Raw genomic sequence first — 24,124 nt, 5'->3', positions numbered from 1 at the left:
GAGCGGCGCAGCGATCCCTCTGAATCGCGCAGTTCGCCACCGCGGTCACCCTTCCGCTCGCACCCGCGAGCGGACACGACCACGGCGGCCGCCCTCCTCCCGGAGCCGGCGGCCGAGAGCTGCGACCGAACCTCTCAGACCTTGGAAGGACCACAGTGTCGACCACCTCACGTACCCGTTCGAAGACGCGCCTCTCGCGCGCCCTCGGCATCCCCCTGACCCCGAAGGCCGCCCGCTACCTCGAGAAGCGTCCCTACGCTCCCGGTGAGCACGGCCGCTCCAAGCGCAAGGCCGACTCCGACTACGCGGTGCGTCTTCGTGAGAAGCAGCGTCTGCGCGCCCAGTACGGCATCCGCGAGAAGCAGCTCCGCATCGCGTTCCAGGAGGCGCGCCGCACCCAGGGCCTGACCGGTGAGAACCTGGTCGAGCTCCTCGAGATGCGCCTCGACGCCCTCGTGCTCCGCTCGGGCTTCGCCCGCACGACCGCGCAGGCCCGCCAGTTCGTCACCCACCGCCACATCATGGTGGACGGCAAGACGGTCGACCGCCCCTCCTTCCGCGTGAAGCCGGGCCAGGTCATCCACGTCAAGACCCGCTCCGAGGGCACCGAGCCCTTCCAGGTCGCGGCCGCCGGCGGACACGTCGACGTGCTCCCCAAGACCCCGGGCTACCTCGAGGTCGAGATCGACAAGCTCCAGGCGACGCTCCTGCGTCGCCCGAAGCGCGCCGAGGTCCCCGTGACCTGCGAAGTGCAGCTCGTCGTCGAGTACTACGCGGCTCGCTGAGCCACCCCTGACGCGGTCCTCGGCCGCCTCTCCCCGAAGGCCCCGGCACTGCGCCGGGGCCTTCGTCGCGTCTGGGGCGCCGGCGTGTGCTCGGCGAGGAGGCTCGTCCGGCCGCTGTCCGGCCGCGCGCGCGTGCGATTCGCAGGCGATCCGCCTCCTCCGCCGGCTTCCAGGCGGAGGAGAGCGTTCTCCGGCCGCGCTCGCCTGCTGATCGCACGGTCTCCTGCTGATCGCACGCCCTCCTGCAGATCGCGCGCCGGCACGGGCGGCTCGCACCCGGAGGCGCAGCCGCGGGGCCCGGGCTCCCGCCGCGGCGTCGCTAGGCTGGGGTGCCGCACTCGAGCGGCGTCGAAACGGAGGTCACCGTGTCCGGTGGAGACATCGCGGGACTCATCGCCGCTGGCGTGTTCGCGATCCTGGTCGCGATCGCGGCGATCCCCCTCTGGAAGCTCGGTCGCGTGTTCGACAGCACCAGCGAGGCGATCAAGCAGGCCAGCGACGGCCTGACCCCGATCCTCGACGAGTCGGCCTCGACCCTCCGCGAGGCGAACCAGCAGCTCGCCCGCGTCGACACCATCACGAAGGACGTCGCCGAGGTCACCGGCAACGTCAACGCGCTCGTCGCCCTCACCGCCGCCACCGTCGGCGGACCGCTGATCAAGCTCGCCGGCTTCACCGCGGGAGTGCGCGCCGTCCTCGTGGCAGGGCGAACCGCCGAGAAGGTCGGCGACTCCGTGAGTCGCGGCACCGCGAGAAGCTCCCGGCGCACCCGCAGGTCCTCCTCCAGGTAGGCCGGGGCTCGCGCTCTAGAATCGACAAGGCCCGCGCTCCCCGCCGCCGTGGAAGGAACACCCGTGAAGAACCTCGTCCTGATCGTCGTCGGGATCGGCCTCGGCTTCGCCCTCGCGCACCAGGTCGCCCGGACCGCCGCCGGCGCCCGGCTCTTCGAGGACCTCAACCGCACGGCCAAGGAGCTCGGCGAGGCCGTCTCCGACGGCTACCACCAGCGCGAGGCCGAGCTCAAGGCCGCCATCGGCGCGGGTTGACCCCCGCCTCGCCCCGACACCCGCGTCGACACCGACCGAACCGTAACGGAACCCATGCAGACCGCTGACATCCGCAACCGCTGGCTCGACTTCTTCGGAAGCCGGGGACACACCGTGGTCCCCTCCGCCTCCCTGGTGAGCGAGGACCCGAGCCTCCTCTTCACCGTCGCGGGCATGGTGCCGTTCGTGCCCTACCTCACCGGAGTGGTACCGGCGCCGTATCCGCGCGCCACGAGCGTGCAGAAGTGCATCCGCACCAACGACATCGAAGAGGTCGGCAAGACGCCGCGTCACGGCACCTTCTTCCAGATGAACGGCAACTTCTCGTTCGGCGACTACTTCAAGGAGGGAGCGATCGGCTACGCCTGGGAGCTCCTCACCGGCGCCGAGAGCGACGGCGGCCTCGGCTTCGACGAGAAGGACCTCTGGGTCACCGTCTACAAGGACGACGACGAGGCCATCGCGCTCTGGAAGAAGATCGCCGGTCTGCCCGACGAGCGCATCCAGCGCCTCGACAAGGACACCAACTACTGGTCGACCGGGCAGCCGGGCCCCGCCGGCCCCTGCTCCGAGATCTTCTTCGACCGCGGCCCCGCCTACGGCATCGACGGCGGCCCCGCCACCGACGACGACCGCTACGTCGAGATCTGGAACCTCGTCTTCATGCAGTACCTGCGCGGGGAGGGCACCAGCAAGGTCGACTTCGACATCCTCGGCGAGCTGCCGCGCAAGAACATCGACACCGGAATGGGGCTCGAGCGCGTCGCGTTCCTCAAGCAGGGCGTCGAGAACATGTACGAGATCGACCAGGTGCGCCCGGTCCTCGACCGCGCGGCCGAGCTCTCGGGCCGCCGCTACGGCGCCGTGCACGAGGACGACGTCCGGATGCGGGTCATCGCCGACCACGTCCGCTCGTCGCTGATGCTGCTCTCCGACGGCGTGACGCCGTCGAACGAGGGCCGCGGCTACATCCTCCGCCGCCTGATGCGCCGCACCGTGCGGGCGATGCGCCTGCTGGGAGTCGACACGGCCACGTTCCCGGAGCTGTTCGCGGCCTCGCGCGACGCGATGGCCGCCGCCTACCCCGAGGTGCAGGACGAGTACGAGCGCCTCTCGACGAGCGCCTTCGGCGAGGAGGAGGCGTTCCTGCGCACTCTCGCCGCCGGCACCGAGATCCTCGATCTCGCGGTGCTCAAGACCAAGAAGGCCGAGGCGGCGACGCTGCCCGGCGACACCGCGTTCCTCCTGCACGACACCTTCGGCTTCCCGATCGATCTGACCCTCGAGATCGCCGAGGAGTCCGGGCTCAGCGTCGACCGCGAGGCGTTCGACTCCCTGATGTCGGCTCAGCGCTCGCGCGCGAAGGCCGATGCGAAGTCGAAGAAGTCGGCCCTGGCCGACCTCTCGGTCTACGCCGACTTCCGCGCCCGCGGCGAGACCCTGTTCACCGGCTACGACGTCCTCGAGACCGAGTCGCGCATCGTCGGCCTGATCGTGGGCGGTCACGTCGTCACGAAGGCCGTCGCCGGCGACATCGCCGAGGTCGTCCTCGAGGCCACGTCGCTCTACGCCGAGTCGGGTGGACAGGAGGCGGACGCGGGCCGCATCGTCGGCTCAGGCTTCGACCTCGAGGTGCTCGACGTGCAGAAGCCCGTCAAGGGGCTCATCAGCCACACCGTCCAGGTCGCGAGCGGCGAAGTGGGAGTCGGCGACGCCGCCACCTCCGTCGTCGACCGCGACTGGCGTCGGGGTGCGACGCAGGCCCACTCGGGCACGCACCTCATCCACGCGGCGCTCCGCCAGGTGCTCGGCCCGCAGGCCCACCAGTCGGGCTCGTACAACAAGGCCGGCTACCTGCGCCTCGACTTCTCGTGGAACCAGGCGCTGTCGCTCGAGACCCGCACCGAGATCGAGGACATCGCCAACACCGCGATCCGGGACAACCTCGAGGTGGTCACCCGCGAGCTCCCGCTCGACGAGGCGAAGGCGCTCGGGGCGATGGCGCTGTTCGGCGAGAAGTACGGAGACGTCGTGCGGGTCGTCGACATCGGCGGTCCCTGGTCGCGCGAGCTCTGCGCCGGCACCCACGTCGGCACCTCCGCCGAGGTCGGCCTGATCAGCCTCGTCAGCGAGTCGTCGGTCGGATCCACGAACCGCCGCGTCGAGTCGCTCGTCGGCCGCGAGGCGTTCAAGGACCTCGCCGCCGAGCGCGCCCTGGTCAGCACGATCTCGTCGTCGCTGAAGACTCCGCGCGAGCAGCTGCCCGAGCGCATCAGCGAGCTCGTCGCGAGCCTCAAGGCCGCCGAGAAGAGGATCGCGGCGTTCGAGGCCCGCGCCCTCGCCGACCGCGTGCCAGCGATCGCGGCGAACCGCCGCACGATCGGAGGCGTCACCGTCGTGGCCGAGAACATCGGCACCGCGGGCTCCACCGACGAGCTGCGCTCCCTCGTCACCTCCGTGCGCGAGCGCCTGGGCCAGGAGGCGGCGGTCGTCGCCCTCGCTGCCGACGTCTCGGGCAAGCCCGCCGTCATCGTGGCCACCAACCAGGCGGCCCGCGACCTCGGCCGGAAGGCCGGCGTCCTCGCCCGCCGCGCCGCGGGGATCCTCGGGGGCGGCGGGGGCGGCAAGGACGACCTCGCCCAGGGCGGCGGCTCCGACGTGTCGGCGATCGGCACCGCCCTCGACGCCGTCGTCACGGAAGCGACCAGCTGAATGGAGCGGTTCGGCGTCCGGCTCGGCATCGATGTGGGTCGCTCCCGCATCGGAGTCGCACGCTCGGACGCCGACGGGCTCCTCGCCCTGCCGGTCGAGACCGTCGCCCGGGCGACCGACGGCTCCGACGTCGCACGGATCGCGGCGATCGCGGAGGAGTACGCGGCGGTCGCACTGGTCGTCGGCCTCCCGCTCTCGCTGTCAGGAGGCGGGACCGCCTCGACCGACGACGCGCGGGAGTTCGCCGGACGGCTGGAGGCCGCGGTCCCCTCCGCGCCGGTGCGGCTCGTCGACGAGCGCCTGTCGACCGTGACCGCGCAGAGCGCCCTGCACCTCTCCGGCCGCAGCACCCGCGGCTCCCGCTCCGTGATCGACCAGATCGCCGCCGTGGTGATCCTGCAGCACGCCATCGATTCCGAGCGCTCCTCCGGTTCCCCGGCTGGCATCGCGCTCGAACCGAACGAAGGACGACCAACCCGTGGCCGACGTCCCCCCGAGCCGCCGCGCCGCCCGCGCCGCCGAGGCCGATCAGCAGAACCCGCCGAGCCGGGAGGATCCCGTCACGTCGACTGAGGACGGGACGACGACGTCCGCCCACGATCCGCTCGACAAGCTCTTCTCGGGCCCCGAGGTGCCGGCCCCTCGCGACCGCGGCGAGGCCGTCGCGCCCGCGCATCCGGATGCCGCCGTCTCGCCGAAGCGACGCCGCCGGCAGAAGAAGCAGCGCAACCACCGCGGGCTGATCGGCGGACTCCTCGCCTTCGGCGTCTTCATCGCCCTCGTCGCTGTCGCCGTGACGATCTTCATCGAGCCGGTGCGCGCCCTCTTCGCCGAGCCGGAGCCGACCGACTTCGCCGGCACCGGCACGAGCGAGGTCGTCTTCACGATCCACCAGGGCGACGACGGGAGCGACATCGCGAACAACCTCGTCACCGACGGCGTGATCAAGTCCTACGCGCCCTTCTACGAGCTCCTGGTCTCGCAGAGCCCCGAGCCCGTGTTCCAGCCCGGCGCCTACTCGCTGAAGGCCGAGATGAGCTCGAAGGCGGCGCTCTCGGCGCTGCTCGACTCCGAGTCGACCCGGCTCGCCAACACCTTCGTCATCCCCGAGGGGACGGCTCTCGCGGCCGCGCTGCCGCTGATCGCCGACGGATCGGGAGTTCCGCTCGCCGACCTGCAGGCGGCGGCCGCCGACTGGGGCTCCTTCGGCCTCCCGGCCGAGGCGACCAGCCTCGAGGGCTTCCTCTTCCCCGCGACCTATGACATCGATCCGAGCACGTCGGCGCACGACATCCTGCAGACGCTCGTGAACCGGATGTACCAGTCGCTCGACGCCGCGGGAGTGCCCGTCGACCAGCGCTACCGCACCGTGGTCTTCGCCTCGCTCGTGCAGCGCGAGGCGCGCGTCGCGGAGGACTTCCCGAAGGTCGCCCGCGTCTTCCAGAACCGCCTCGATCAGGGCTGGCGCCTGCAGTCGGACGCGACGGTCGCCTACGGCACGGGAGCGACCGACCGGGTCACGACGACCGACGCCGAGCGCGACGACGCGAACAACCCCTACAACACCTACCAGCGGGACGGCCTGCCGCCCGCCCCGATCTCGAACCCGGGCGACGTCGCGATCGATGCGGTCCTCCGCCCCGCCGACGGCACCTGGATGTACTTCGTCACGGTGAACCTCGAGACCGGCGAGACCGTCTACTCGACGACCGACGCCGAGCACGAGGCCGCCGTCGCCCAGTGGCAGGCCTGGATGCGGGACCACCCGGAGTACCAGTGACGACGGCCGGGAACCGCCTCGCGGTCCTCGGCTCGCCGATCGCGCACTCGAAGTCGCCCGCACTGCACGCGGCGGCCTACCGGGTGCTCGGCCTCGACTGGAGCTACACCGCCGTCGAGACGACGGAGGCGACCCTCGCCGAGGTCGTCGCGGGCAGCCCCTGGCACGGGCTCTCGCTGACGATGCCGCTGAAGCACGCCGTCCGCCCCCTGCTCGCCGAGGAGGATCTCGTAGCGCGGGTGACGGGCGCGGTCAACACGGTCCTGGTCGAGCGCGGATCGGGGGAGTCGCGCCTCCTCGGCTTCAACACCGACGTCGCCGGGATCGTGCGCGCGCTCGGCGAGGCGGGAGTCGCCTCCGCCGACCGCATCGAGGTTCTCGGGGGAGGGGCGACCGCCGCCTCGGCCCTCGCCGCCGCCGCGGAGCTCGGCGCGGCCCTCGTCACCGTGACGACGCGCTCTCCCGAGAGGGCGGCGGCGCTCGAGCCGGTCGCCGCCGCGGTGGGAGTCGCACTGGCGATCCGCCCGCTCTCGGAGTGGGACCGGGGGGAGCCGCATCCGCTCGTCGTCTCGACGCTGCCGGGGGGCGCCGCCGACGCGCTCCGCGTGCCCGACCCGGTCGCCGCCTCCTCGACGCTCTTCGACGTGGCCTACTCCCCGTGGCCCAGCCGCCTCGCCCTGCTCTGGCAGGAAGCCGGCTCACCGGTCGTGTCGGGCTTCGGCATGCTGCTGCACCAGGCGCTGATCCAGGTGCGGATCTTCGTCGGAGGGGACCCGAGCCTCCCTCTACCCCGGGAGGACGAGGTGCTCGCGGCCATGCGGGTGGCGGTGGCGGAGGACCTCGCGGGCTGAGAGCGTGTGCGAGAATCGTGGGATGCTCCGTTGGCTCACGGCCGGGGAATCCCACGGTCCCGAACTCGTCGCCGTCCTCGAAGGACTCCCCGCGGGGGTCCCCGTCTCGCTCGACGACATCCGCGCCGATCTGGCCCGCCGCAAGCTCGGCTACGGCCGCGGTGCGCGCATGAACTTCGAGCAGGACGAGCTCGCCGTCTCGTCGGGCATCCGCCACGGCGCGACGATGGGCAGCCCCATCGCCCTGCGGATCGGCAACACCGAGTGGCCGCGGTGGGTCGACGTCATGTCGGCCGAGCCGCGCGACCCCGAGACCCTGCCCAAGGGCCGGGGAGCCGCGCTCACCCGGCCGCGTCCGGGCCACGCCGACCTGGTCGGCATGCAGAAGTACGGCTTCGAGGAGTCGCGGAACGTGCTCGAGCGCGCCTCCGCCCGCGAGACGGCCGCCCGGGTCGCGCTCGGCGCCGTCGCCCGCCGGTTCCTCGGCGAGCTCGGCATCACCCTCGTCAGCCACACCCTCGCCATCGGGCCGGTGCGCGTCCCGGAGGGCTCGCCCCTGCCGACCCCGGCCGACGTCGCCACCCTCGACGCCGATCCGCTCCGCTGCCACGACGCCGCCACGAGCGCGCTGATGGTCGCCGAGGTCGATCGCGCGCACGACGACGGCGACACCCTCGGCGGAGTCGTCGAGGTGCTCGCCTACGATCTGCCGCCGGGGCTCGGCTCCTACGTGCACTGGGACCGCCGTCTCGACGCCCAGCTCGCGGCCGCCCTCATGGGCATCCAGGCGATCAAGGGCGTCGAGGTCGGCGACGGCTTCCTCACCACGACGCGTCGGGGGTCGGAGGCGCACGACGAGCTCTTCGCCTCCGCCGCGGGCATCGGGCGCTCGAGCGACCGCGCCGGAGGCACGGAGGGCGGCATGAGCACCGGCACGGTGCTGCGCGTCCGCGCCGGCATGAAGCCGATCGCCACCGTCCCGCACGCGCTCCGGACCGTCGACGTCGCGACGGGGGAGGCCGCCGGCGCGCACCACCAGCGCTCCGACGTCTGCGCCGTCCCCGCCTCGGGTGTCGTCGCCGAGGCGATGGTCGCCCTCGTGCTGGCCAACGCGGTCCTCGAGAAGTTCGGCGGCGACAGCGTCACCGAGACGCGCCGCAACCTCGACGGCTACCTCGCCGCGATCCCGGAGGAGCTGCGCACCCTGCCGCTGAGCGATCCGGCGCTCGGCCTCGCATGATCCCGCGCGATCGCCGGGCGCGGGTGCGCTGATGGCGGGAGACGATACCGGCGCGGTCCGCGCGCGGGTCGTCTTCGTCGGGCCCATGGGCGCCGGGAAGACGACGATCGGCAAGCGGGTCGCGCGAGCGCTGGGGGCCGAGTTCGTCGACTCCGACACCGAGTTCGTCCGGCGGCACGGCCCGATCGCCGCCTACTTCGATCTGCACGGTGAGCCGGCCTTCCGCCGCGAGGAGCGCGCCGTCGTCGAGCGCGAAGTGCGCCGCGACGTGGTGCTGAGCCTCGGCGGCGGAGCGGTGCTCGACCCCGCGACCCGGGCCGATCTCGCGGAGGTCCCGGTCGTGCTGCTCACGACCACGGCCGAGGCCGTCGCCGGGCGACTCGGATCCGGGGTCCGCCCGCTGGTGCGCGGGGGAGTCGCCGACTGGACCCGCATCCACGAGGAGAGACGCCCGATCTACGAGGCTCTCGCCGACACGGTCGTCGACACCTCGCGACGGCCGATCACCGCCCTCGCGGCCGAGATCGCCGCCTGGGTGCGCGAGGGCCGCCCCGCGCAGACGGAGCGCCCGAGAACAGACCACGGGACCGCCGCCGGCGGACCCGCAGCGACAGGATCGGCGGCCACCACAGGCCGCCCGAGTGGAAGACAGTCATGAACGACGGCACCACCGCCATCACCGTGTCCGGAGAGAACGGCTACGACATCACCGTCGGCCGGGGGCTCCTGGACGGACTCGCCGACGCGATCGGTCCGCGCGCGGCCAAGGTGCTGATCGTGCACCCGCCGACCCTCGCCGTGCTCGCCGCCGAGATCCGCGAGAGCCTCCTCGAGCGCTACGACGTGCTGCTCGCCGAGGTGCCGGACGCGGAGGCGGCCAAGCGGGTCGAGGTGGCGGCGTTCTGCTGGCAGGTGATGGGCCAGTCCGACTTCACCCGCACCGATGTCGTCGTCGGCTTCGGCGGCGGCGCGATCACCGACCTCGCGGGCTTCGTCGCGGCGACGTGGCTCCGCGGAGTGGATCTCGTACAGGTGCCGACGACGGTGCTCGGCATGGTCGACGCCGCCGTCGGCGGCAAGACGGGGATCAACACGGCCGAGGGCAAGAACCTCGTCGGCGCCTTCCACGCGCCGCGCGCCGTCGTCGCCGATCTCGACGTGCTGACGAGCCTGCCGCGCAACGAGATCCTCGCCGGCTTCGGCGAGATCGTGAAGTACGGCTTCATCGCCGAGCCCGAGATCCTCGACATCATCGAGTCCGACGTCGATCTGTCGACCGATCCCTCCTCGGAGGAGTTCCGCCGCCTCGTCGAGCTGTCGATCGGCATCAAGGCCCGGGTGGTCGGCGAGGACTTCACCGAGCAGGGAGTCCGCGAGATCCTGAACTACGGGCACACCCTCGGCCACGCCATCGAGCACGCCGAGCGCTACCAGTGGCGCCACGGTGCCGCCGTGTCGGTCGGCATGGTCTTCGCCGCCGAGCTCTCGCGCCTCACCGGCACGCTCAGCGACGCGGTCGTCGACCGGCACCGCAGCGTCCTCGAGTCGCTGACCCTCCCGACGAGCTACCCGCTCGGCCGGTGGGAGACGCTCCTCGCGGCGATGCAGCGCGACAAGAAGTCGCGTGCCGGCATCCTCCGGTTCGTCGTGCTCGACGATCTCGCGCGCCCGAGCATCCTGCAGGGGCCCGAGACGTCGCTGCTGTTCGCGGCCTATCAGGAGATCGGCTCCTAGGAGCCCAGCGCTGCCGACCTCGCGGCCGTGTACTCGGCCTCGGTGATCGTGCCCGCGGCCCGCAGGCCCTCGAGCTCGGCGAGGCGGTCGGCCAGAGGCCGGTCGCCGCCGACGCCGTCCTTCACGAAGCGCGCGGCGACGTCGGTCTGCAGGGTGAGCGGGTTCACTCCGAGCTTCTTCGCACGGCGGACGTTGACGACGACGAGCACGATCGCGAGGACGATCACGGCGACGACGAACAGGGGCACGGCGGCGGCGACGATGCCGAAGAAGACGGGGACTCCTGGATTCGTGACGATGTGCATGGTGCGACTCCTTCACTTCCTGTCCCTCCACCGTCCCGCGGGAGAGGGAGCCGGTCAACACACTCGGATGCGGCGTCCAGGCTCGGTCGACGGCCTGCTCCGATCGCTCCCTCGGCTTCGCGGGGCTCTTCGACTACACTCGACGGGTTGGCCGTACCGGCCGAACATCGCCGTGCCCGCGGAGTCGGGCCACACGGCAGCAGACTTCCACCGAAACGGATCCCCCTTCGCATGGCCTCTACCACCGACATCAAGAACGGCACCGTCCTCAACATCGACGGTCAGCTCTGGAACGTCATCGACTTCCAGCATGTCAAGCCCGGCAAGGGCGGCGCGTTCGTCCGCACCAAGATGAAGAACGTGCTGACCGGCAAGGTCGTCGACAAGACCTTCAACGCGGGCGCCAAGATCGACACCGCCAACGTCGACCGACGCGACTTCCAGTACCTCTACCGCGACGGCGCGGACTTCGTGTTCATGGACACCAGCGACTACGACCAGATCACGGTCCCCGAGGCCGTCGTCGGCGACGCCGCGAACTTCATGCTCGAGAACCAGAACGTCACGCTCGCGCTGCACGACGGCGACCCGCTCTACATCGACCTGCCCGCCTCGGTGGTCCTCGAGATCACCTACACCGAGCCGGGCCTCCAGGGCGACCGCTCGACCGGAGGCACCAAGCCGGCGACCGTCGAGACCGGCTACCAGATCCAGGTCCCGCTGTTCCTCGAGCTCGGCACGAAGGTCAAGGTCGACACCCGCACGGGCGACTACCTCGGCCGCGTCAGCTGAGCCGGCGCTCCGATGAGTGCTCGCACGAAGGCGCGCAAGCGCGCCCTCGACATCATCTACAACGCCGACGTGCGGCAGATCTCGTTCTCGGAGTCGCTCCGCGCCGAGGCGGAGCGCGCGGCGAACGAGCCCGCCCGTGAGGCGTCGTGGCTGTACGCGCGCGAGATCGTCGACGGGGTCATCGACAACGCGGAGGAGATCGACGCGCTGATCGCGCAGCTCGCGAAGGGCTGGACGCTCTCGCGGATGCCCCTCGTCGACCGGGCGATCCTGCGGATCGGCGTCTGGGAGATCCTCCACAACGACGCGGTGCCCGACGGCGTCGCGATCGCGGAGGCGGTCGAGGCGGCCACGGTCCTCTCGACGGACGACTCCGCCGGCTTCATCAACGGGCTGCTCGCCTCCGTCGTCGAGACGCGCGCGACCGCCTGATCGGCCCAGGTCCCCATCTCGGGCTCGTGGAATCGCGTTCGGCTAGCGGATTCGGACGATTCCGGCGAGCCGGAGCTCGTCCCGCGGGCCCGAGATCTCGCCCGTGCCGAGAGCACGGTCGTACAAGAGCGGGTCGGAGCCCGGGAGGACGGGCAGCACGGGCCTCCCGCAGCCGATGGCGTCCACTCCGTCACCACGCCAAGTGGCGTCGAGGTCGCCTGTCGCTCGGCGCCCGCCTGGTGGTTGCATGGGTCCGGCAGGCGGATCCGCCGACCCTGCCGTCGCCGTCCGAGAGGCAGTCGTGGCCGTCACCGTTCTGATCGTCGTCCTGGCGGTTCTCTCCTCGATCGCGGTCGGCTCGGTCAGCCGGCGCATCCTCGGCACTCCGGTGGGGTGGCCGAGGAGCGTCGTCGTCGGGCTGCTGGTGTTCGTCGCCGGTCTGCCGTTCGGAGTCTGGGTCGCCCGGGAGACCGGGATCGTCTCGGGGGACCGCGCGACCGTCGAGAGCTCGGCCTGGGTCGCGCTCCTCACGATCCTGCTGTCGATCGGATGGGTCTTCGCCCTCGGGGTCGGCCTCCTGGTCGCCCTCGAGCTCTTCTGGCCGACCGCCTCGCTCCGGAACCCGATCGATGTCGTGCGCGGCGCCCTCCGGCAGCGCCGGCGCACGAGGCGGTACCTGCAGATCCTCGCGATCGCCTCGCGGCACGGCCTCGGCTGGGTCTTCCACAGCCGCGCCCGCATCGAGGGGGATCCGACCACCGCCGAGCAGCGCGCCGAGGCGGTCGTCGACACCATCAACGCCTCGGGGGTCACCTTCGTGAAGCTGGGGCAGGTGCTCTCGACGCGCCGGGATCTCGTCCCGGAGCCCTACCTCAGCGCGCTCTCCTCGCTGCAGTCGGGTGCGACGACGCTGCCGTGGGAGACGATCCGCGCCGAGATCGCCGACGAGCTCGGCCGCCCGATCGAGGAGGTGTTCGCCTCCGTCGACGAGACTCCGCTCGCCGCGGCCTCGGTCGCGCAGGTGCACACGGCTCGGCTCCTCGACGGCCGGGACGTCGTGATCAAGGTGCAGCGCCCGACCGCGCGAGCGCAGGTGGAGGCGGACGTCGACATCATCCTGCGGCTCGCCGAGCGAGCCGAGCTGCACACCCGGCAGGGGCGCGACCTGCGCGCCACCTCCGTCGCCCGCGGCTTCTCGAGCACCCTGCTCGACGAGCTCGACTACGGCATCGAGTACCGCAACACCGAGATGATCCGGGCCACCCTCGTCGAGATCGCCGAGCACGGCGAGCGGGACGACGTCGTGATCACCGTCCCCGAGGTGCACGCGGAGGCGAGCAGCAAGCAGATGATCACGATGGACCGCGTCGACGGGCGGCCTCTGAGCCGCGCGGACGACCGCCTGGCGGAGCTCTCGATGCAGCAGCGGGACGCGCTCGCCGTCGGGCTGATGAACGTCGTGCTGGAGCAGATCCTCGTCCACGGCGTCTTCCACGCCGATCTGCACCCCGGCAACGTGATCCTCCGCGAGGACGGCACTCTCGGGCTGATCGACTTCGGCGCGATCGGGATCGTCGAGCGCAGTCAGCGCGAGTACCTCGCCGCGCTGCTGCTCGCGGCGGCGAGCGAGGACGACATCGCCGCGACGGACGCCCTGCTGCTGATCGTCGACGTGCCGGACGGCGCCGACCTCGACGCCTTCCGCCACGACATCGGGCAGGTGCTCACGACAGTGCGCTACCGGCCGGGCAGCGACGGCTCCATCTTCACGATGATGCTCGACGTCATCCGGCAGCACCACATCGCCCTTCCCGCGACGCTGAGCTCCGCCTTCCGCAGCTTCGCGACGCTGGAGGGCTGCCTCCACGTGCTCGTGCCCGACTTCGACATGGTGGAGCGGGCGCTCGAGCGGGTGCCGAAGCTGATGAAGCGGATGCTGAGCCTGCGCCGGGTCGCGGCCTCGGCCCAGGCGCAGGCCGCCGTCGGGGCGGCGTACGCGCGCAGGATCCCGAGGCGGGTGGAGTCGCTGTCCCAGCAGCTCGAGCGGGGCACCCTGGGCGTGCGGCTGCGGACCTTCGCCGACGGCGGCGACCGCGGTTTCGTCGGCGGCCTGGTCGCCGAGGTGGTCTCGGCGCTGATCTCCCTCACCGCGGTGGTCCTGGCGATCGTGCTGGTCGTCAGCGACTCCGGGCCCTCGCTCGCTCCCGACCTGCGCCTCTTCGACCTGGGCGGGGCGTTCATCGGGCTTCTCGGATTCCTCGGGATCCTGCGCCTCGTGCGCCGTCTGCTGCGGGCACCCTGATCGCGGCCAACCTCCCGCGGCTATCTGCTCAGCCGGCTCGCGACGTCGGCTTCGGCTCGCGGATTCCGCCGGGTCCGACGAGCCCAACAAGCTCCTGCGAGCCGGAGGTGCGCCGGCCGACGCCGGCGGCGCCCCTATACTCATCGAGGCTTTTCCTTTAACAGCCGTCCAGTGAGGCGGGGAAGGAGGTCGGTGTGGCGGCACGCATCGTGCTGAACGGCGCTGACATCGCGCGTGCGCTCACGCGCATCGCTCACGAGATCCTCGAGTCGAATCGCGGCGCGCAGTCGCTCGTGATCCTCGGGATCCCGACCCGCGGCGTCGTCCTCGCCCGGCGCATCGCCGAGACGATCGCCCGCATCGAGCCGGGCGCCGGCCCCGTCTTCGCGGGCTCGCTCGACGTGACGATGTACCGCGACGACCTCTCCCGCCATCCGGTGCGGACGCCCTCGCCCACGGCCGTCCCGGCGAGCATCGACGGACGCACCGTCATCCTGGTCGACGACGTCCTCTTCTCGGGGCGCACCATCCGGGCGGCACTCGACGCCCTGAGCGACATCGGCCGCCCGCGCGCGGTGAGGCTCGCCGCGCTCGTGGACCGCGGGCACCGCGAGCTGCCGATCCGCGCGGACTTCGTCGGCAAGAACCTCCCGAGCAGCCTCAGCGAGCGGATCAACGTGCGCCTCGTCGAGACCGACGGCGAGGATCTCGTCGCGATCGAGTCGACCCCCGACGCGACGACCACGACCGAGCCCGCGACCCCGACCCCGACCGACGGGAGCCCCTCGTGAAGCACCTGCTCTCGACCCGCGATCTCGGGCGCGCCGAGGCCATCGCCCTCCTCGACATCGCGGAGGACATGGCCGACGTGCAGAACCGCGAGGTCAAGAAGCTGCCGACCCTGCGCGGGAAGACGGTCGTGAACCTCTTCTTCGAGGACTCGACCCGCACCCGCATCTCGTTCGAGGCGGCGGCGAAGCGGCTGTCGGCCGACGTCATCAACTTCAGCGCCAAAGGCTCGAGCGTGTCGAAGGGGGAGAGCCTGAAGGACACCGCGCAGACCCTGGCCGCGATGGGCGCCGACGGCGTGGTCATCCGGCACAGCGCCTCCGGAGCCCCCGCCGTGCTCGCAGCGAGCGGCTGGATCGACGCGTCGATCCTGAACGCCGGCGACGGCACGCACGAGCACCCGACCCAGGCGCTGCTCGACGCGTTCACGATCCGCCGGCGCCTGCACGGTGCGCAGGCCTCGCGGGGCAAGGGCCTCGACGGCGTCGCGGTGACGATCGTCGGCGACATCCTGCACTCGCGCGTCGCGCGCTCGAACGTCTGGCTGCTGACGACCCTCGGCGCCGAGGTGACCCTGATCGCCCCGCCGACGCTCGTGCCGGTCGACACGAAGGACTGGCCGGCCACCATCCGCTTCGATCTCGACGACGCGATCGACTCCGGCCTGCCCGACGTCGTCATGCTCCTGCGCATCCAGCTGGAGCGCATGTCGAGCGGCTTCTTCCCCAACGGCCGCGAGTACGCGCGCATCTGGGGCCTCGACGACGAGCGGCTGGCCCGGCTGGGCCCGGATACGATGGTGATGCACCCCGGACCCATGAACAGAGGCGTCGAGATCTCCTCGGCCGCCGCCGATTCGAGCCGCTCCACGGTGCTCGAGCAGGTCGCGAACGGGGTGTCCGTCAGGATGGCCGCGCTCTATCTGCTGCTGTCCGGCGAACGGGAGGTCTACTGATGAGCCAGAACCCGACAGCCGACCGGTCGCGGATCCTGATCTCGGGAGCGACGCTCGCCGACGACAGCACGGCCGACGTCCTCGTCGACGGCGGAGTCGTCGTCGAGATCGGCACGGACCTCGACTCCCGGGGCGCGAGGGTGATCGACGCCGACGGCCTGCTCGCCCTGCCCGGTCTGGTCGATCTGCACACGCACCTGCGCGAGCCGGGCTTCGAGCAGAGCGAGACGGTGCTCACCGGGTCGCGCGCGGCCGCGGCCGGAGGCTTCACCGCCGTCTTCGCGATGGCCAACACCTCGCCGGTGCAGGACACCGCGGGCGTGGTCGAGCAGGTGCAGAGCCTCGGCGAGGACGCGGGCTACGCGACCGTCCGGCCGATCGGCGCCGTCACCGTCGGGCTCGCGGGGGAGTCGCTCGCCGAGCTCGGCGCGATGGCCCGCAGCCGGGCCGCCGTCCGCGTCTTCTCGGACGACGGGAAGTGCGTCTCGGACGCCCTGCTGATGCGCCGTGCGCTCGAGTACGTCAAGGCGTTCGACGGAGTCGTCGCCCAGCACGCGCAGGAGCCGCGCCTCACCGTCGGCGCGCAGATGAACGAGGGCGCGGTCTCGAGCGCCCTCGGGCTCCAGGGCTGGCCGGCGGTCGCCGAGGAGGCGATCATCGCCCGCGATGTGCTCCTCGCCGAGCACGTCGGCTCGCGGCTGCACGTCTGCCACGTCTCGACGGCGGGCTCGGTCGACGTCATCCGCTGGGCGAAGGCGCGGGGGATCGACGTGACCGCCGAGGTCACGCCGCACCACCTCCTCCTCAGCGAGCAGCTGATCGCGGGCGGCGCCGGCGACGAGGGAGCCGTCGGGCACGCGAGCTACGACGCCCGCCTCAAGGTGAACCCGCCGCTGCGCCGCGACGAGGACGTGCTCGCGCTCCGCGAGGCCCTCGCCGACGGCACGATCGACATCGTCGCGACCGACCACGCGCCGCATCCGGTCGAGGCGAAGGACTGCGAGTGGGACGCCGCCGCCTTCGGCATGGTCGGCCTCGAGAGCGCCCTGAGCGTGGTGCACGCCGCGGTCGTCGACGACGGGCGGATGACCTGGTCGGACGTCGCCCGCGTGCTCTCTTCCGCCCCCGCGCGCATCGGCCGGCTCGACGGCTACGACCGCGGTCTCGCCGTGGGCGCTCCCGCGAACGTGGTCCTCTACGACCCCGAGGTGCAGCGCCGGTTCTCGACCGGCGACCTGCGCGGGCGCAGCGTCAACTCGCCCTACCTCGGGCGGCAGCTGCCGGGTCGCGTCGTGGCGACCCTCCACGCCGGCTACCCGACCGTGCTCGACGGCGCGCTCGTCGACCAGGAGACGGTCGCCGCGGCGGCGAGGTCGGCCCGTGGATAGGTCCGTCATCACGATCGTCTTCATCGTCTTCGTCGTGCTCGTGTTCGGCGGGATGATCCTGTCGTGGCGGGCTCGCCGACGCCGGTCGGCCGATCTCGCCCCGGAGGCGGTGCCCGCCGAGTCGCTCGGCGCCGAGACCGAGGCGGTCGAGCTGCCCTACGTCGCCACGACCCGCTTCGAGCAGCCGCTCGAGCGCGTCGTCCTCCCGGGGCTCGGCTTCCGCGGCCGCGCGACCCTGCGCCTCCACGAGCGCGGAGTCGTCATCGCCCCGGTCGGCGAGCGCGTGACGGTCATCCCGGCGACCCTCCTGCGGGGAGCCGGCGAGGGCAGCTACGTCATCGACCGCGCGGTCGAGGAGGGCGGCCTCCTCGTCGTCTCCTGGTCCCCCCGCGGGGGCGAGACGGTCGACAGCTACCTCCGGGTCGCCGAGCCGCGCCTGCGTGCGCACCTCGTCGCCGAGATCCGCCGCCTCGCCGGCCCCGATGCCTCCCCCTCCCACCCCGGGGCCGCCGACGGCGGCTCCGCTCCGACCCAGAAGGGCTCCTAGTCCGTGCCAACCACACGCCTCAGCACCGAACCCACCGCCGTCCTCGTCCTCGAGGACGGGCGACGATTCTCGGGTCAGGCCTACGGCGCGCGCGGCCGCACGCTCGGTGAGATCGTCTTCGCGACCGGCATGACCGGCTACCAGGAGACCCTCACCGACCCGTCCTACGCCGGCCAGATCGTCGTGCAGACCGCCCCGCACATCGGCAACACGGGCACCAACGACGAGGACAGGGAGTCGCGCCGCATCTGGGTCGCCGGCTACGTCGTCCGCGATCCCTCCCGCGTCGTGTCGAACTTCCGCGCCCAGCGCTCGCTCGACGACGATCTCGAGGCCGACGGCATCGTCGGGATCTCGGGGCTCGACACCCGCGCCATCACCCGGCACATCCGCTCCGCCGGCTCGATGCGCGCCGGCGTGTTCTCGGGGGAGGACCTCGCGATCCCCGCCGACGAGCAGCTCGAGCTGGTGCTCGGCGGTGCGCAGATGGAGGGGCTCAACCTCTCCTCGGAGGTCTCGACCGACGAGCAGTACACGGTGCCGGCGCAGGGCGAGCGGGTCGGCTCCGTCGCGGTCATCGATCTCGGCGTCAAGACGTCGACCGTGAACTACCTCTCGGAGCGCGGCTTCGACGTGCACGTGCTCCCCGAGTCGGTGACGGCCGAGCAGGTCCTCGAGCTCGACCCCTCCGCCCTCTTCTTCTCGAACGGGCCCGGCGACCCGGAGGCGTCCGACCGTCACGTCGAGCTGCTGCGCACCACCCTCCGCGCCGACCTGCCCTTCTTCGGGATCTGCTTCGGCAACCAGCTGCTCGGGCGCGCGCTCGGCTTCGGCACCTACAAGCTGCCCTTCGGCCACCGCGGCATCAACCAGCCGGTGCTCGACAAGCTGACCGGCCGCGTCGAGATCACGGCGCAGAACCACGGCTTCGCGGTCGACGCGCCGATCGAGGGCGAGCTCGACTCGCCGGAGGGCTTCGGCCGCGTCGAGGTCAGCCACTACAGCCTGAACGACTCGGTGGTCGAGGGGCTGCGCTGCCTCGACATCCCGGCCTTCTCGGTCCAGTACCACCCGGAGGCGGCGGCCGGTCCGCACGACTCCAACTACCTCTTCGACCGCTTCCGCGCCATGGTCGTGCAGCGCACGGCCGAGCAGGGCGGCGCGGTCCCCGCCACCACCACCACCACCGGAGAGCAGAACTGATGCCCCGCAGGGAAGACATCCAGAGCGTCCTCGTCATCGGCTCCGGCCCGATCGTCATCGGTCAGGCCGTCGAGTTCGACTACTCGGGCACCCAGGCCTGCCGCGTGCTGCGCGAGGAGGGCGTCCGCGTCATCCTGGTCAACTCCAATCCGGCGACGATCATGACCGATCCCGACTTCGCCGACGCGACCTACGTCGAGCCGATCACCCCGAAGGCGATCGAGGCGATCATCGCCAAGGAGAGGCCGGACGCCATCCTGCCGACCCTCGGCGGCCAGACCGCGCTCAACGCCGCGATCCAGCTGCACGACCTCGGGATTCTCGAGAAGTACGACGTCGAGCTGATCGGCGCGAGCTTCGAGGCGATCAACCGCGGCGAGGACCGCCAGATCTTCAAGCAGCTCGTGCTCGACGCGGGCGCCGACGTCGCCAGGTCGCACATCGCGCACACGGTCGACGAGGCGGTGGAGTACGCCGAGGACCTCGGCTACCCGCTCGTCATCCGGCCCTCCTTCACCATGGGCGGCCTCGGCTCCGGCTTCGCGTACACCCGCGAGGAGCTCGTGCGGATGGTCACCGACGGGCTGCACCAGAGCCCGACCACCGAGGTGCTCCTCGAGGAGTCGATCCTCGGCTGGAAGGAGTACGAGCTCGAGCTGATGCGCGACACGGCCGATAACGTGGTGGTCGTCTGCTCGATCGAGAACGTCGACCCGGTCGGCGTGCACACGGGCGACTCCATCACGGTCGCGCCGGCGCTCACGCTCACCGACCGCGAGTACCAGAAGCTCCGCGACATCGGCATCCAGATCATCCGCGACGTGGGCGTGGACACCGGCGGCTGCAACATCCAGTTCGCGGTCGACCCGGCCGACGGGCGGATCATCGTCATCGAGATGAACCCGCGGGTCTCGCGCTCCTCCGCTCTGGCGTCGAAGGCGACCGGGTTCCCGATCGCCAAGATCGCGGCGAAGCTCGCCATCGGCTACCGACTCGACGAGATCCCGAACGACATCACCAAGGTGACCCCGGCGAGCTTCGAGCCGACCCTCGACTACATCGTGGTCAAGGTCCCCCGCTTCGCCTTCGAGAAGTTCCCGGCGGCCGACCCCACGCTCACCACGACCATGAAGTCGGTCGGCGAGGCGATGGCGATCGGGCGCAACTACGCTCAGGCGCTGCAGAAGGCGCTCCGCTCGCTCGAGAAGCGGGGCTCGTCGTTCCACTGGGGCGCTCAGCAGCGCTCGGTGGAGGAGCTCCTCGAGATCGCGAAGACCCCGACCGACGGGCGCATCGTCACCGTGCAGCAGGCGCTGCGTCTGGGCGCGAGCGTCGAGCAGGCGTTCGAGGCGACGAAGATCGACCCGTGGTTCCTCGACCAGATCGTGCTGATCAACGAGATCGCCGAGCTGGTCCACGAGCACCCGTCGCTCGACGCGGGCGTCCTGCGCCTCGCGAAGGACCACGGCTTCTCCGACATCCAGATCGCCGAGCTGCGCGGACTCGACGAGGCCGAGGTGCGCCGCACCCGCTACGAGCTCGACGTGCGGCCCGTGTACAAGACCGTCGACACGTGCGCGGGCGAGTTCCCGGCCCTCACGCCGTACCACTACTCCTCCTACGACGAGGAGACCGAGGTCGTCGCGGCCGACCGCCGCAAGGTCGTCATCCTCGGCTCCGGCCCCAACCGGATCGGGCAGGGAGTGGAGTTCGACTACTCCTGCGTGCACGCCTCCTTCGCGCTCTCGGCGGCGGGCTACGAGACGATCATGATCAACTGCAACCCTGAGACGGTCTCCACCGACTACGACACCTCCGACCGCCTCTACTTCGAGCCGCTCACGCTCGAGGACGTGCTCGAGGTGATCCACGCCGAGTCGCAGTCCGGCGAGCTCGTCGGCGTCGTCGTCCAGCTCGGCGGCCAGACCGCGCTGGGCCTCGCGGCGGGCCTCGAGGCGGCCGGCGTGCCGATCCTCGGCACCACTCCCGCGGCGATCGATCTCGCGGAGGAGCGCGGCGCGTTCTCGCGGATCCTCGACGAGGCGGGCCTCCTCGCCCCGAAGAACGGCACCGCGACAGACCTCGCCGGCGCGCTCGACGTCGCGGCCGGCATCGGCTTCCCCGTGCTCGTGCGCCCGTCGTTCGTCCTCGGCGGCCGCGGCATGGAGATCGTCTACGCGACGGAGCAGCTCGAGGACTACTTCGAGCGGATGGCCGATCAGGGGATCATCGACGCCACGCACCCGCTGCTGGTCGACCGCTTCCTCGACGACGCGATCGAGATCGACGTCGACGCGCTCTACGACGGCGAGCAGCTCTACATCGGCGGCGTCATGGAGCACATCGAGGAGGCCGGCATCCACTCCGGCGACTCGGCCTGCACCCTCCCGCCGGTGACCCTCGGCCGCACGCAGATCGACCGCGTCCGCGAGGCGACCCTCGCGATCGCCGAGGGAGTCGGGGTCCGCGGGCTCCTGAACGTGCAGTTCGCGATCGGCCAGGGCGTGCTCTACGTCCTGGAGGCGAACCCGCGCGCCTCGCGCACCGTCCCGTTCGTCTCGAAGGCGCTCGGCATCCCGCTCGCGAAGGCCGCCTCGCGCCTGATGGTCGGCGAGACGATCGCCGAGCTCAAGGCCGAGGGGCTCCTGCCCGAGCGCGACGGCTCCGATGTGCCGATGGACTCGCCGATCGCCGTGAAGGAGGCGGTGCTGCCCTTCAAGCGCTTCCGCACCAAGGACGGCCAGATCGTCGACTCGCTGCTCGGCCCCGAGATGCGCTCGACCGGCGAGGTGATGGGGATCGACCGCGACTTCCCGCGCGCCTTCGCCAAGAGCCAGGACGCGGCCTACGGCGGCATGCCCGCGAGCGGCACGGTGTTCATCTCGGTCGCCGACCGCGACAAGCGGGCGATCGTGCTGCCGGCGCTCCGCCTGCGTCAGCTCGGCTTCGAGATCCTCGCGACCCAGGGCACCGCGGAGGTGCTCAACCGCAACGGCATCCAGGCGCGCGTCGTCCGCAAGTACAGCGAGGCGGCCGTCGACGACGCGCCCTCGATCGTGGAGCTCGTCAGCCGCGACGAGGTCGACGTCGTGATCAACACGCCCAGCGGAGGCGCCTCCCGCGCCGACGGCTACGAGATCCGCGCCGCCGCCGTGGCCGCCGACAAGCCGCTGTTCACCACGATCGCCCAGCTCGCGGCCGCCGTGGCCTCGCTCGACGCGGCCGCCGAGCCCTTCGAGGTGACCAGCCTGCAGGACTACGCGCTGCGCCGGGCGGAGCGCACGGCGTGATCGACGCGACCCGCGGCGCCTCCTTCGGCGACCGGCTCGAGCGGGCGTTCGAGGCCCACGGGCAGCTCTGCGTCGGGATCGACCCGCACGCCTTCCTCCTCGACGCCTGGGGGCTGGCCGACGACGCCTCGGGTCTCGAGGCGTTCGGCAGGGCCGTCGTGGAGGCGGCCGCCGGTCGCGCGGGCATCGTCAAGCCGCAGGTCGCGTTCTTCGAGCGCCACGGCGCGGCCGGCTACCTCGCCCTCGAGCGGATCCTCGCGGATGCGCGGGCCGCGGGTCTCGTCGTCATCGCCGACGCCAAGCGCGGCGACATCGGCACGAGCGTCACCGCCTACGCCGAGGCGTGGCTGCGCCCGGGCTCGCCGCTCGAGGCCGACGCGATGACCGCCTCCGCCTACCAGGGCCTCGGCTCGCTCGAGGGCATGCTCGAGCTCGCGGAGGAGGCGGGCAAGGGCGTCTTCGTCCTCGCCGCCACCTCGAACCCGGAGGCGGGCCCTGTGCAGCGGGCGGTCGTCCAGGACGGACCCCGCAGCGGCTCCGCCCTGGCGCGCGCGGTGCTGGAGGACGTGGCATCCTGGAACGAGGGACACGCGCACTCGTCGATCGGCTCGATCGGCGTCGTGCTCGGAGCCACGGTCGCCCTCGGCGACTTCGGCATCGACACCTCCTCGCGGCCGAGCCCGGCGCTGCCGGTGCTCGCCCCCGGCTTCGGCCACCAGGGGGCGGAGGTCGCCGACGCGACGCGGCTGTTCGGAGAGCTGGCCGCCGCCGCGATCGTGAGCGAGTCGCGCAGTGTCCTCGGCGCGGGACCCCAGGGGATCGCCGCAGAGATCGACCGCCGCGCCACACACATCCAGGAGACCCTTGTCCGCTGAATCGCTCAGCCCCGTCAGTCCCGAGACGGACGCCTCCTCCGGAGCGCTCGGACGCCGCCCCTCGCCCCCCGAGGTCGATCGGCGCGCCGCCTCGGCGGCGGCGATCGCCGCTCGACGCGCCCGTGCCGGGGTCAAGAAGGACATCGCCTCGGGCGCCCGCGCCGCCACGGCCGTGCTGGCCGCCGCGCAGGCCGACCCCACCGGGGTCGAGGGGCGGATGCGCGTCACCGAGCTCCTGCGCGCCGTGCCGGCGCTCGGCGTCGTCAAGACGCCGCGAGTGATGGAGCAGCTGCAGATCGCGCCGTCCAAGCGCCTCGGCGGTCTCGGACGCCGGCAGGTCGAGGGCCTGCGGTCCTTCCTCGAGCAGCGGGAGGCGCGTCAGCGCCGGTCCGATCGCAACCGCCTCCTGGTGCTCGCCGGTCCCACCGCCGTCGGCAAGGGCACCGTCTCGACCTACATCCGCGAGAACTACCCCGACGTGCTGCTCTCGGTCTCGGCGACGACCCGCTCGCCGCGCCCGGGCGAGATCGACGGAGTCAGCTACTACTTCGTCGACTCGGCCGAGTTCGACCGGATGATCGAGGCGGGGGAGTTCCTCGAGTACGCCACCGTGCACAACGCGCACCGCTACGGCACGCCGCGCGGTCCGATCGAGGCGGCCCTCGCCGAGGGACGCCAGGTCATGCTCGAGATCGACATCCAGGGCGCGCGGCAGGTGCGCGAGCGGATGCCGGACGCGCGACTCGTCTTCCTCCTGCCGCCCAGCTGGGACGAGCTGGTGCGCCGCCTGGTCGGCCGCGGCACCGAGAGTCCCGAGGAGCAGGAGCGCCGTCTGGCGACCGCGCGCGTCGAGCTCGCCGCGCAGGACGAGTTCGATTTCGCCGTCGTGAACAGCACCGTGCCCGAAGCGGCCCGCGAGGTCGTAGAATTGATGTCGCCTCGTGCCGACGGCGCACCCGCCGACGCGGGTCGCTGAAGCCCCGGCCACCGACCACCTCCGGGCCGACGCCCCGACCTCGACAGGGTTCCCGCCACAGGGCTCCCGACTCCGGTCGCCGCGTCCCGCAGCTCCGGAGCCGCAGATCGGCGCTGATGCGC

22 protein-coding genes are annotated in these 24,124 nt (G+C 71.9%); 21 read left to right on the top strand and 1 reads right to left on the bottom strand.

Annotated elements, in window-relative coordinates:
- The first annotated feature begins 155 nt into the window (after window positions 1-155).
- From rpsD to aroB, 10 genes are all read left to right on the top strand, one after another.
- Complete coding sequence (rpsD, locus tag B9Y99_RS08190) at window positions 156-785, top strand: 30S ribosomal protein S4 (RefSeq protein ID WP_068210518.1); 630 nt, start codon at window positions 156-158, stop codon at window positions 783-785.
- Between the two features lie 365 nt (window positions 786-1,150).
- Entirely contained in the window at window positions 1,151-1,576 is a 426-nt protein-coding gene (locus B9Y99_RS08185; RefSeq protein ID WP_085475989.1) for a DUF948 domain-containing protein, read from the top strand.
- A gap of 63 nt (window positions 1,577-1,639) precedes the next feature.
- Complete coding sequence (locus tag B9Y99_RS08180) at window positions 1,640-1,831, top strand: hypothetical protein (protein ID WP_085475988.1); 192 nt, start codon at window positions 1,640-1,642, stop codon at window positions 1,829-1,831.
- Between the two features lie 54 nt (window positions 1,832-1,885).
- Window positions 1,886-4,543 carry an alanine--tRNA ligase gene (alaS, locus tag B9Y99_RS08175; protein WP_085475987.1) on the top strand — a complete coding sequence of 886 codons (2,658 nt, stop codon included), beginning with the start codon at window positions 1,886-1,888 and terminating at the stop codon, window positions 4,541-4,543.
- Window positions 4,544-5,116, top strand: coding sequence for a Holliday junction resolvase RuvX (gene ruvX / locus B9Y99_RS08170; RefSeq protein ID WP_085475986.1), 573 nt, complete (start codon window positions 4,544-4,546; stop codon window positions 5,114-5,116). It begins immediately after the preceding gene.
- Window positions 5,022-6,323: an endolytic transglycosylase MltG gene (gene mltG / locus B9Y99_RS08165; RefSeq protein ID WP_085475985.1), complete on the top strand. Its 1,302-nt coding sequence runs from the start codon at window positions 5,022-5,024 to the stop codon at window positions 6,321-6,323. The genes ruvX and mltG overlap by 95 nt, the downstream gene beginning before the upstream one ends.
- On the top strand, window positions 6,320-7,174 hold the full coding sequence (locus tag B9Y99_RS08160) for a shikimate dehydrogenase family protein (RefSeq protein ID WP_085475984.1): 855 nt from the start codon (window positions 6,320-6,322) through the stop codon (window positions 7,172-7,174). Before mltG ends, B9Y99_RS08160 begins: the two co-directional genes overlap by 4 nt.
- Window positions 7,175-7,196: 22 nt before the next feature.
- The gene (gene aroC, locus B9Y99_RS08155; RefSeq protein WP_085475983.1) at window positions 7,197-8,414 is read left to right on the top strand and encodes a chorismate synthase; all 1,218 of its coding nucleotides are present in this window, start codon (window positions 7,197-7,199) and stop codon (window positions 8,412-8,414) included.
- Between the two features lie 31 nt (window positions 8,415-8,445).
- Window positions 8,446-9,072 (top strand): shikimate kinase, encoded by a 627-nt coding sequence (locus B9Y99_RS08150; protein ID WP_085475982.1) that lies wholly within the window; start codon window positions 8,446-8,448, stop codon window positions 9,070-9,072.
- Window positions 9,069-10,148: a 3-dehydroquinate synthase gene (gene aroB / locus B9Y99_RS08145; RefSeq protein ID WP_085475981.1), complete on the top strand. Its 1,080-nt coding sequence runs from the start codon at window positions 9,069-9,071 to the stop codon at window positions 10,146-10,148. The genes B9Y99_RS08150 and aroB overlap by 4 nt, the downstream gene beginning before the upstream one ends.
- On the opposite strand, the gene B9Y99_RS08140 is transcribed toward aroB, so the two are convergent.
- Window positions 10,145-10,453 (bottom strand): SHOCT domain-containing protein, encoded by a 309-nt coding sequence (locus tag B9Y99_RS08140; protein ID WP_085475980.1) that lies wholly within the window; start codon window positions 10,451-10,453, stop codon window positions 10,145-10,147. The two genes, aroB and B9Y99_RS08140, sit on opposite strands and share 4 nt — an antisense overlap.
- Window positions 10,454-10,684: 231 nt before the next feature.
- Between B9Y99_RS08140 and efp the strand changes: the two genes are divergently transcribed.
- The 11 genes from efp to gmk all read left to right on the top strand — a co-directional run bounded on the left by efp (window position 10,685) and on the right by gmk (window position 24,002).
- Entirely contained in the window at window positions 10,685-11,245 is a 561-nt protein-coding gene (gene efp, locus B9Y99_RS08135; RefSeq protein WP_085475979.1) for an elongation factor P, read from the top strand.
- A 12-nt stretch (window positions 11,246-11,257) separates the two neighbouring features.
- On the top strand, window positions 11,258-11,677 hold the full coding sequence (gene nusB, locus B9Y99_RS08130) for a transcription antitermination factor NusB (protein WP_085475978.1): 420 nt from the start codon (window positions 11,258-11,260) through the stop codon (window positions 11,675-11,677).
- Between the two features lie 301 nt (window positions 11,678-11,978).
- Window positions 11,979-13,979 carry an ABC1 kinase family protein gene (locus B9Y99_RS08125; protein WP_165759563.1) on the top strand — a complete coding sequence of 667 codons (2,001 nt, stop codon included), beginning with the start codon at window positions 11,979-11,981 and terminating at the stop codon, window positions 13,977-13,979.
- A 194-nt stretch (window positions 13,980-14,173) separates the two neighbouring features.
- A complete protein-coding gene (gene pyrR / locus B9Y99_RS08120; protein ID WP_085475976.1) occupies window positions 14,174-14,770 on the top strand; it encodes a bifunctional pyr operon transcriptional regulator/uracil phosphoribosyltransferase PyrR in 597 nt (198 codons plus the stop codon).
- Window positions 14,767-15,723 (top strand): aspartate carbamoyltransferase catalytic subunit, encoded by a 957-nt coding sequence (locus B9Y99_RS08115; protein WP_085475975.1) that lies wholly within the window; start codon window positions 14,767-14,769, stop codon window positions 15,721-15,723. Before pyrR ends, B9Y99_RS08115 begins: the two co-directional genes overlap by 4 nt.
- Complete coding sequence (locus B9Y99_RS08110) at window positions 15,723-17,111, top strand: dihydroorotase (protein WP_085475974.1); 1,389 nt, start codon at window positions 15,723-15,725, stop codon at window positions 17,109-17,111. The genes B9Y99_RS08115 and B9Y99_RS08110 overlap by 1 nt, the downstream gene beginning before the upstream one ends.
- Window positions 17,104-17,658: a PH-like domain-containing protein gene (locus B9Y99_RS08105; protein ID WP_085475973.1), complete on the top strand. Its 555-nt coding sequence runs from the start codon at window positions 17,104-17,106 to the stop codon at window positions 17,656-17,658. Before B9Y99_RS08110 ends, B9Y99_RS08105 begins: the two co-directional genes overlap by 8 nt.
- Before the next feature lie 3 nt (window positions 17,659-17,661).
- Window positions 17,662-18,861, top strand: a complete 1,200-nt coding sequence (gene carA, locus B9Y99_RS08100) for a glutamine-hydrolyzing carbamoyl-phosphate synthase small subunit (RefSeq protein ID WP_085475972.1) — start codon at window positions 17,662-17,664, stop codon at window positions 18,859-18,861.
- Window positions 18,861-22,151, top strand: a complete 3,291-nt coding sequence (gene carB / locus B9Y99_RS08095) for a carbamoyl-phosphate synthase large subunit (protein WP_085475971.1) — start codon at window positions 18,861-18,863, stop codon at window positions 22,149-22,151. The genes carA and carB overlap by 1 nt, the downstream gene beginning before the upstream one ends.
- A complete protein-coding gene (gene pyrF / locus B9Y99_RS08090; RefSeq protein ID WP_085475970.1) occupies window positions 22,148-23,026 on the top strand; it encodes an orotidine-5'-phosphate decarboxylase in 879 nt (292 codons plus the stop codon). The genes carB and pyrF overlap by 4 nt, the downstream gene beginning before the upstream one ends.
- Window positions 23,016-24,002 carry a guanylate kinase gene (gene gmk / locus B9Y99_RS08085; RefSeq protein ID WP_085475969.1) on the top strand — a complete coding sequence of 329 codons (987 nt, stop codon included), beginning with the start codon at window positions 23,016-23,018 and terminating at the stop codon, window positions 24,000-24,002. The genes pyrF and gmk overlap by 11 nt, the downstream gene beginning before the upstream one ends.
- Window positions 24,003-24,124 lie beyond the last annotated feature (122 nt).

The organism is Rathayibacter oskolensis (genome assembly GCF_900177245.1).
GTDB lineage: Bacteria > Actinomycetota > Actinomycetes > Actinomycetales > Microbacteriaceae > Rathayibacter > Rathayibacter oskolensis.
Note: the sequence above shows the minus strand (reverse complement) of the source record. Positions and strands in the feature narration are given on the sequence as shown.

Coding starts and splice junctions, on each gene's coding strand:
- aroC (WP_085475983.1), top strand. CDS start 7,197: ATGCTCCGTTGGCTCACGGCCGGGGAATCCCACGGTCCCGAACTCGTC.
- B9Y99_RS08110 (WP_085475974.1), top strand. CDS start 15,723: ATGAGCCAGAACCCGACAGCCGACCGGTCGCGGATCCTGATCTCGGGA.
- B9Y99_RS08150 (WP_085475982.1), top strand. CDS start 8,446: ATGGCGGGAGACGATACCGGCGCGGTCCGCGCGCGGGTCGTCTTCGTC.
- aroB (WP_085475981.1), top strand. CDS start 9,069: ATGAACGACGGCACCACCGCCATCACCGTGTCCGGAGAGAACGGCTAC.
- B9Y99_RS08140 (WP_085475980.1), bottom strand. CDS start 10,453: ATGCACATCGTCACGAATCCAGGAGTCCCCGTCTTCTTCGGCATCGTC.
- alaS (WP_085475987.1), top strand. CDS start 1,886: ATGCAGACCGCTGACATCCGCAACCGCTGGCTCGACTTCTTCGGAAGC.
- nusB (WP_085475978.1), top strand. CDS start 11,258: ATGAGTGCTCGCACGAAGGCGCGCAAGCGCGCCCTCGACATCATCTAC.
- carB (WP_085475971.1), top strand. CDS start 18,861: ATGCCCCGCAGGGAAGACATCCAGAGCGTCCTCGTCATCGGCTCCGGC.
- ruvX (WP_085475986.1), top strand. CDS start 4,544: ATGGAGCGGTTCGGCGTCCGGCTCGGCATCGATGTGGGTCGCTCCCGC.
- efp (WP_085475979.1), top strand. CDS start 10,685: ATGGCCTCTACCACCGACATCAAGAACGGCACCGTCCTCAACATCGAC.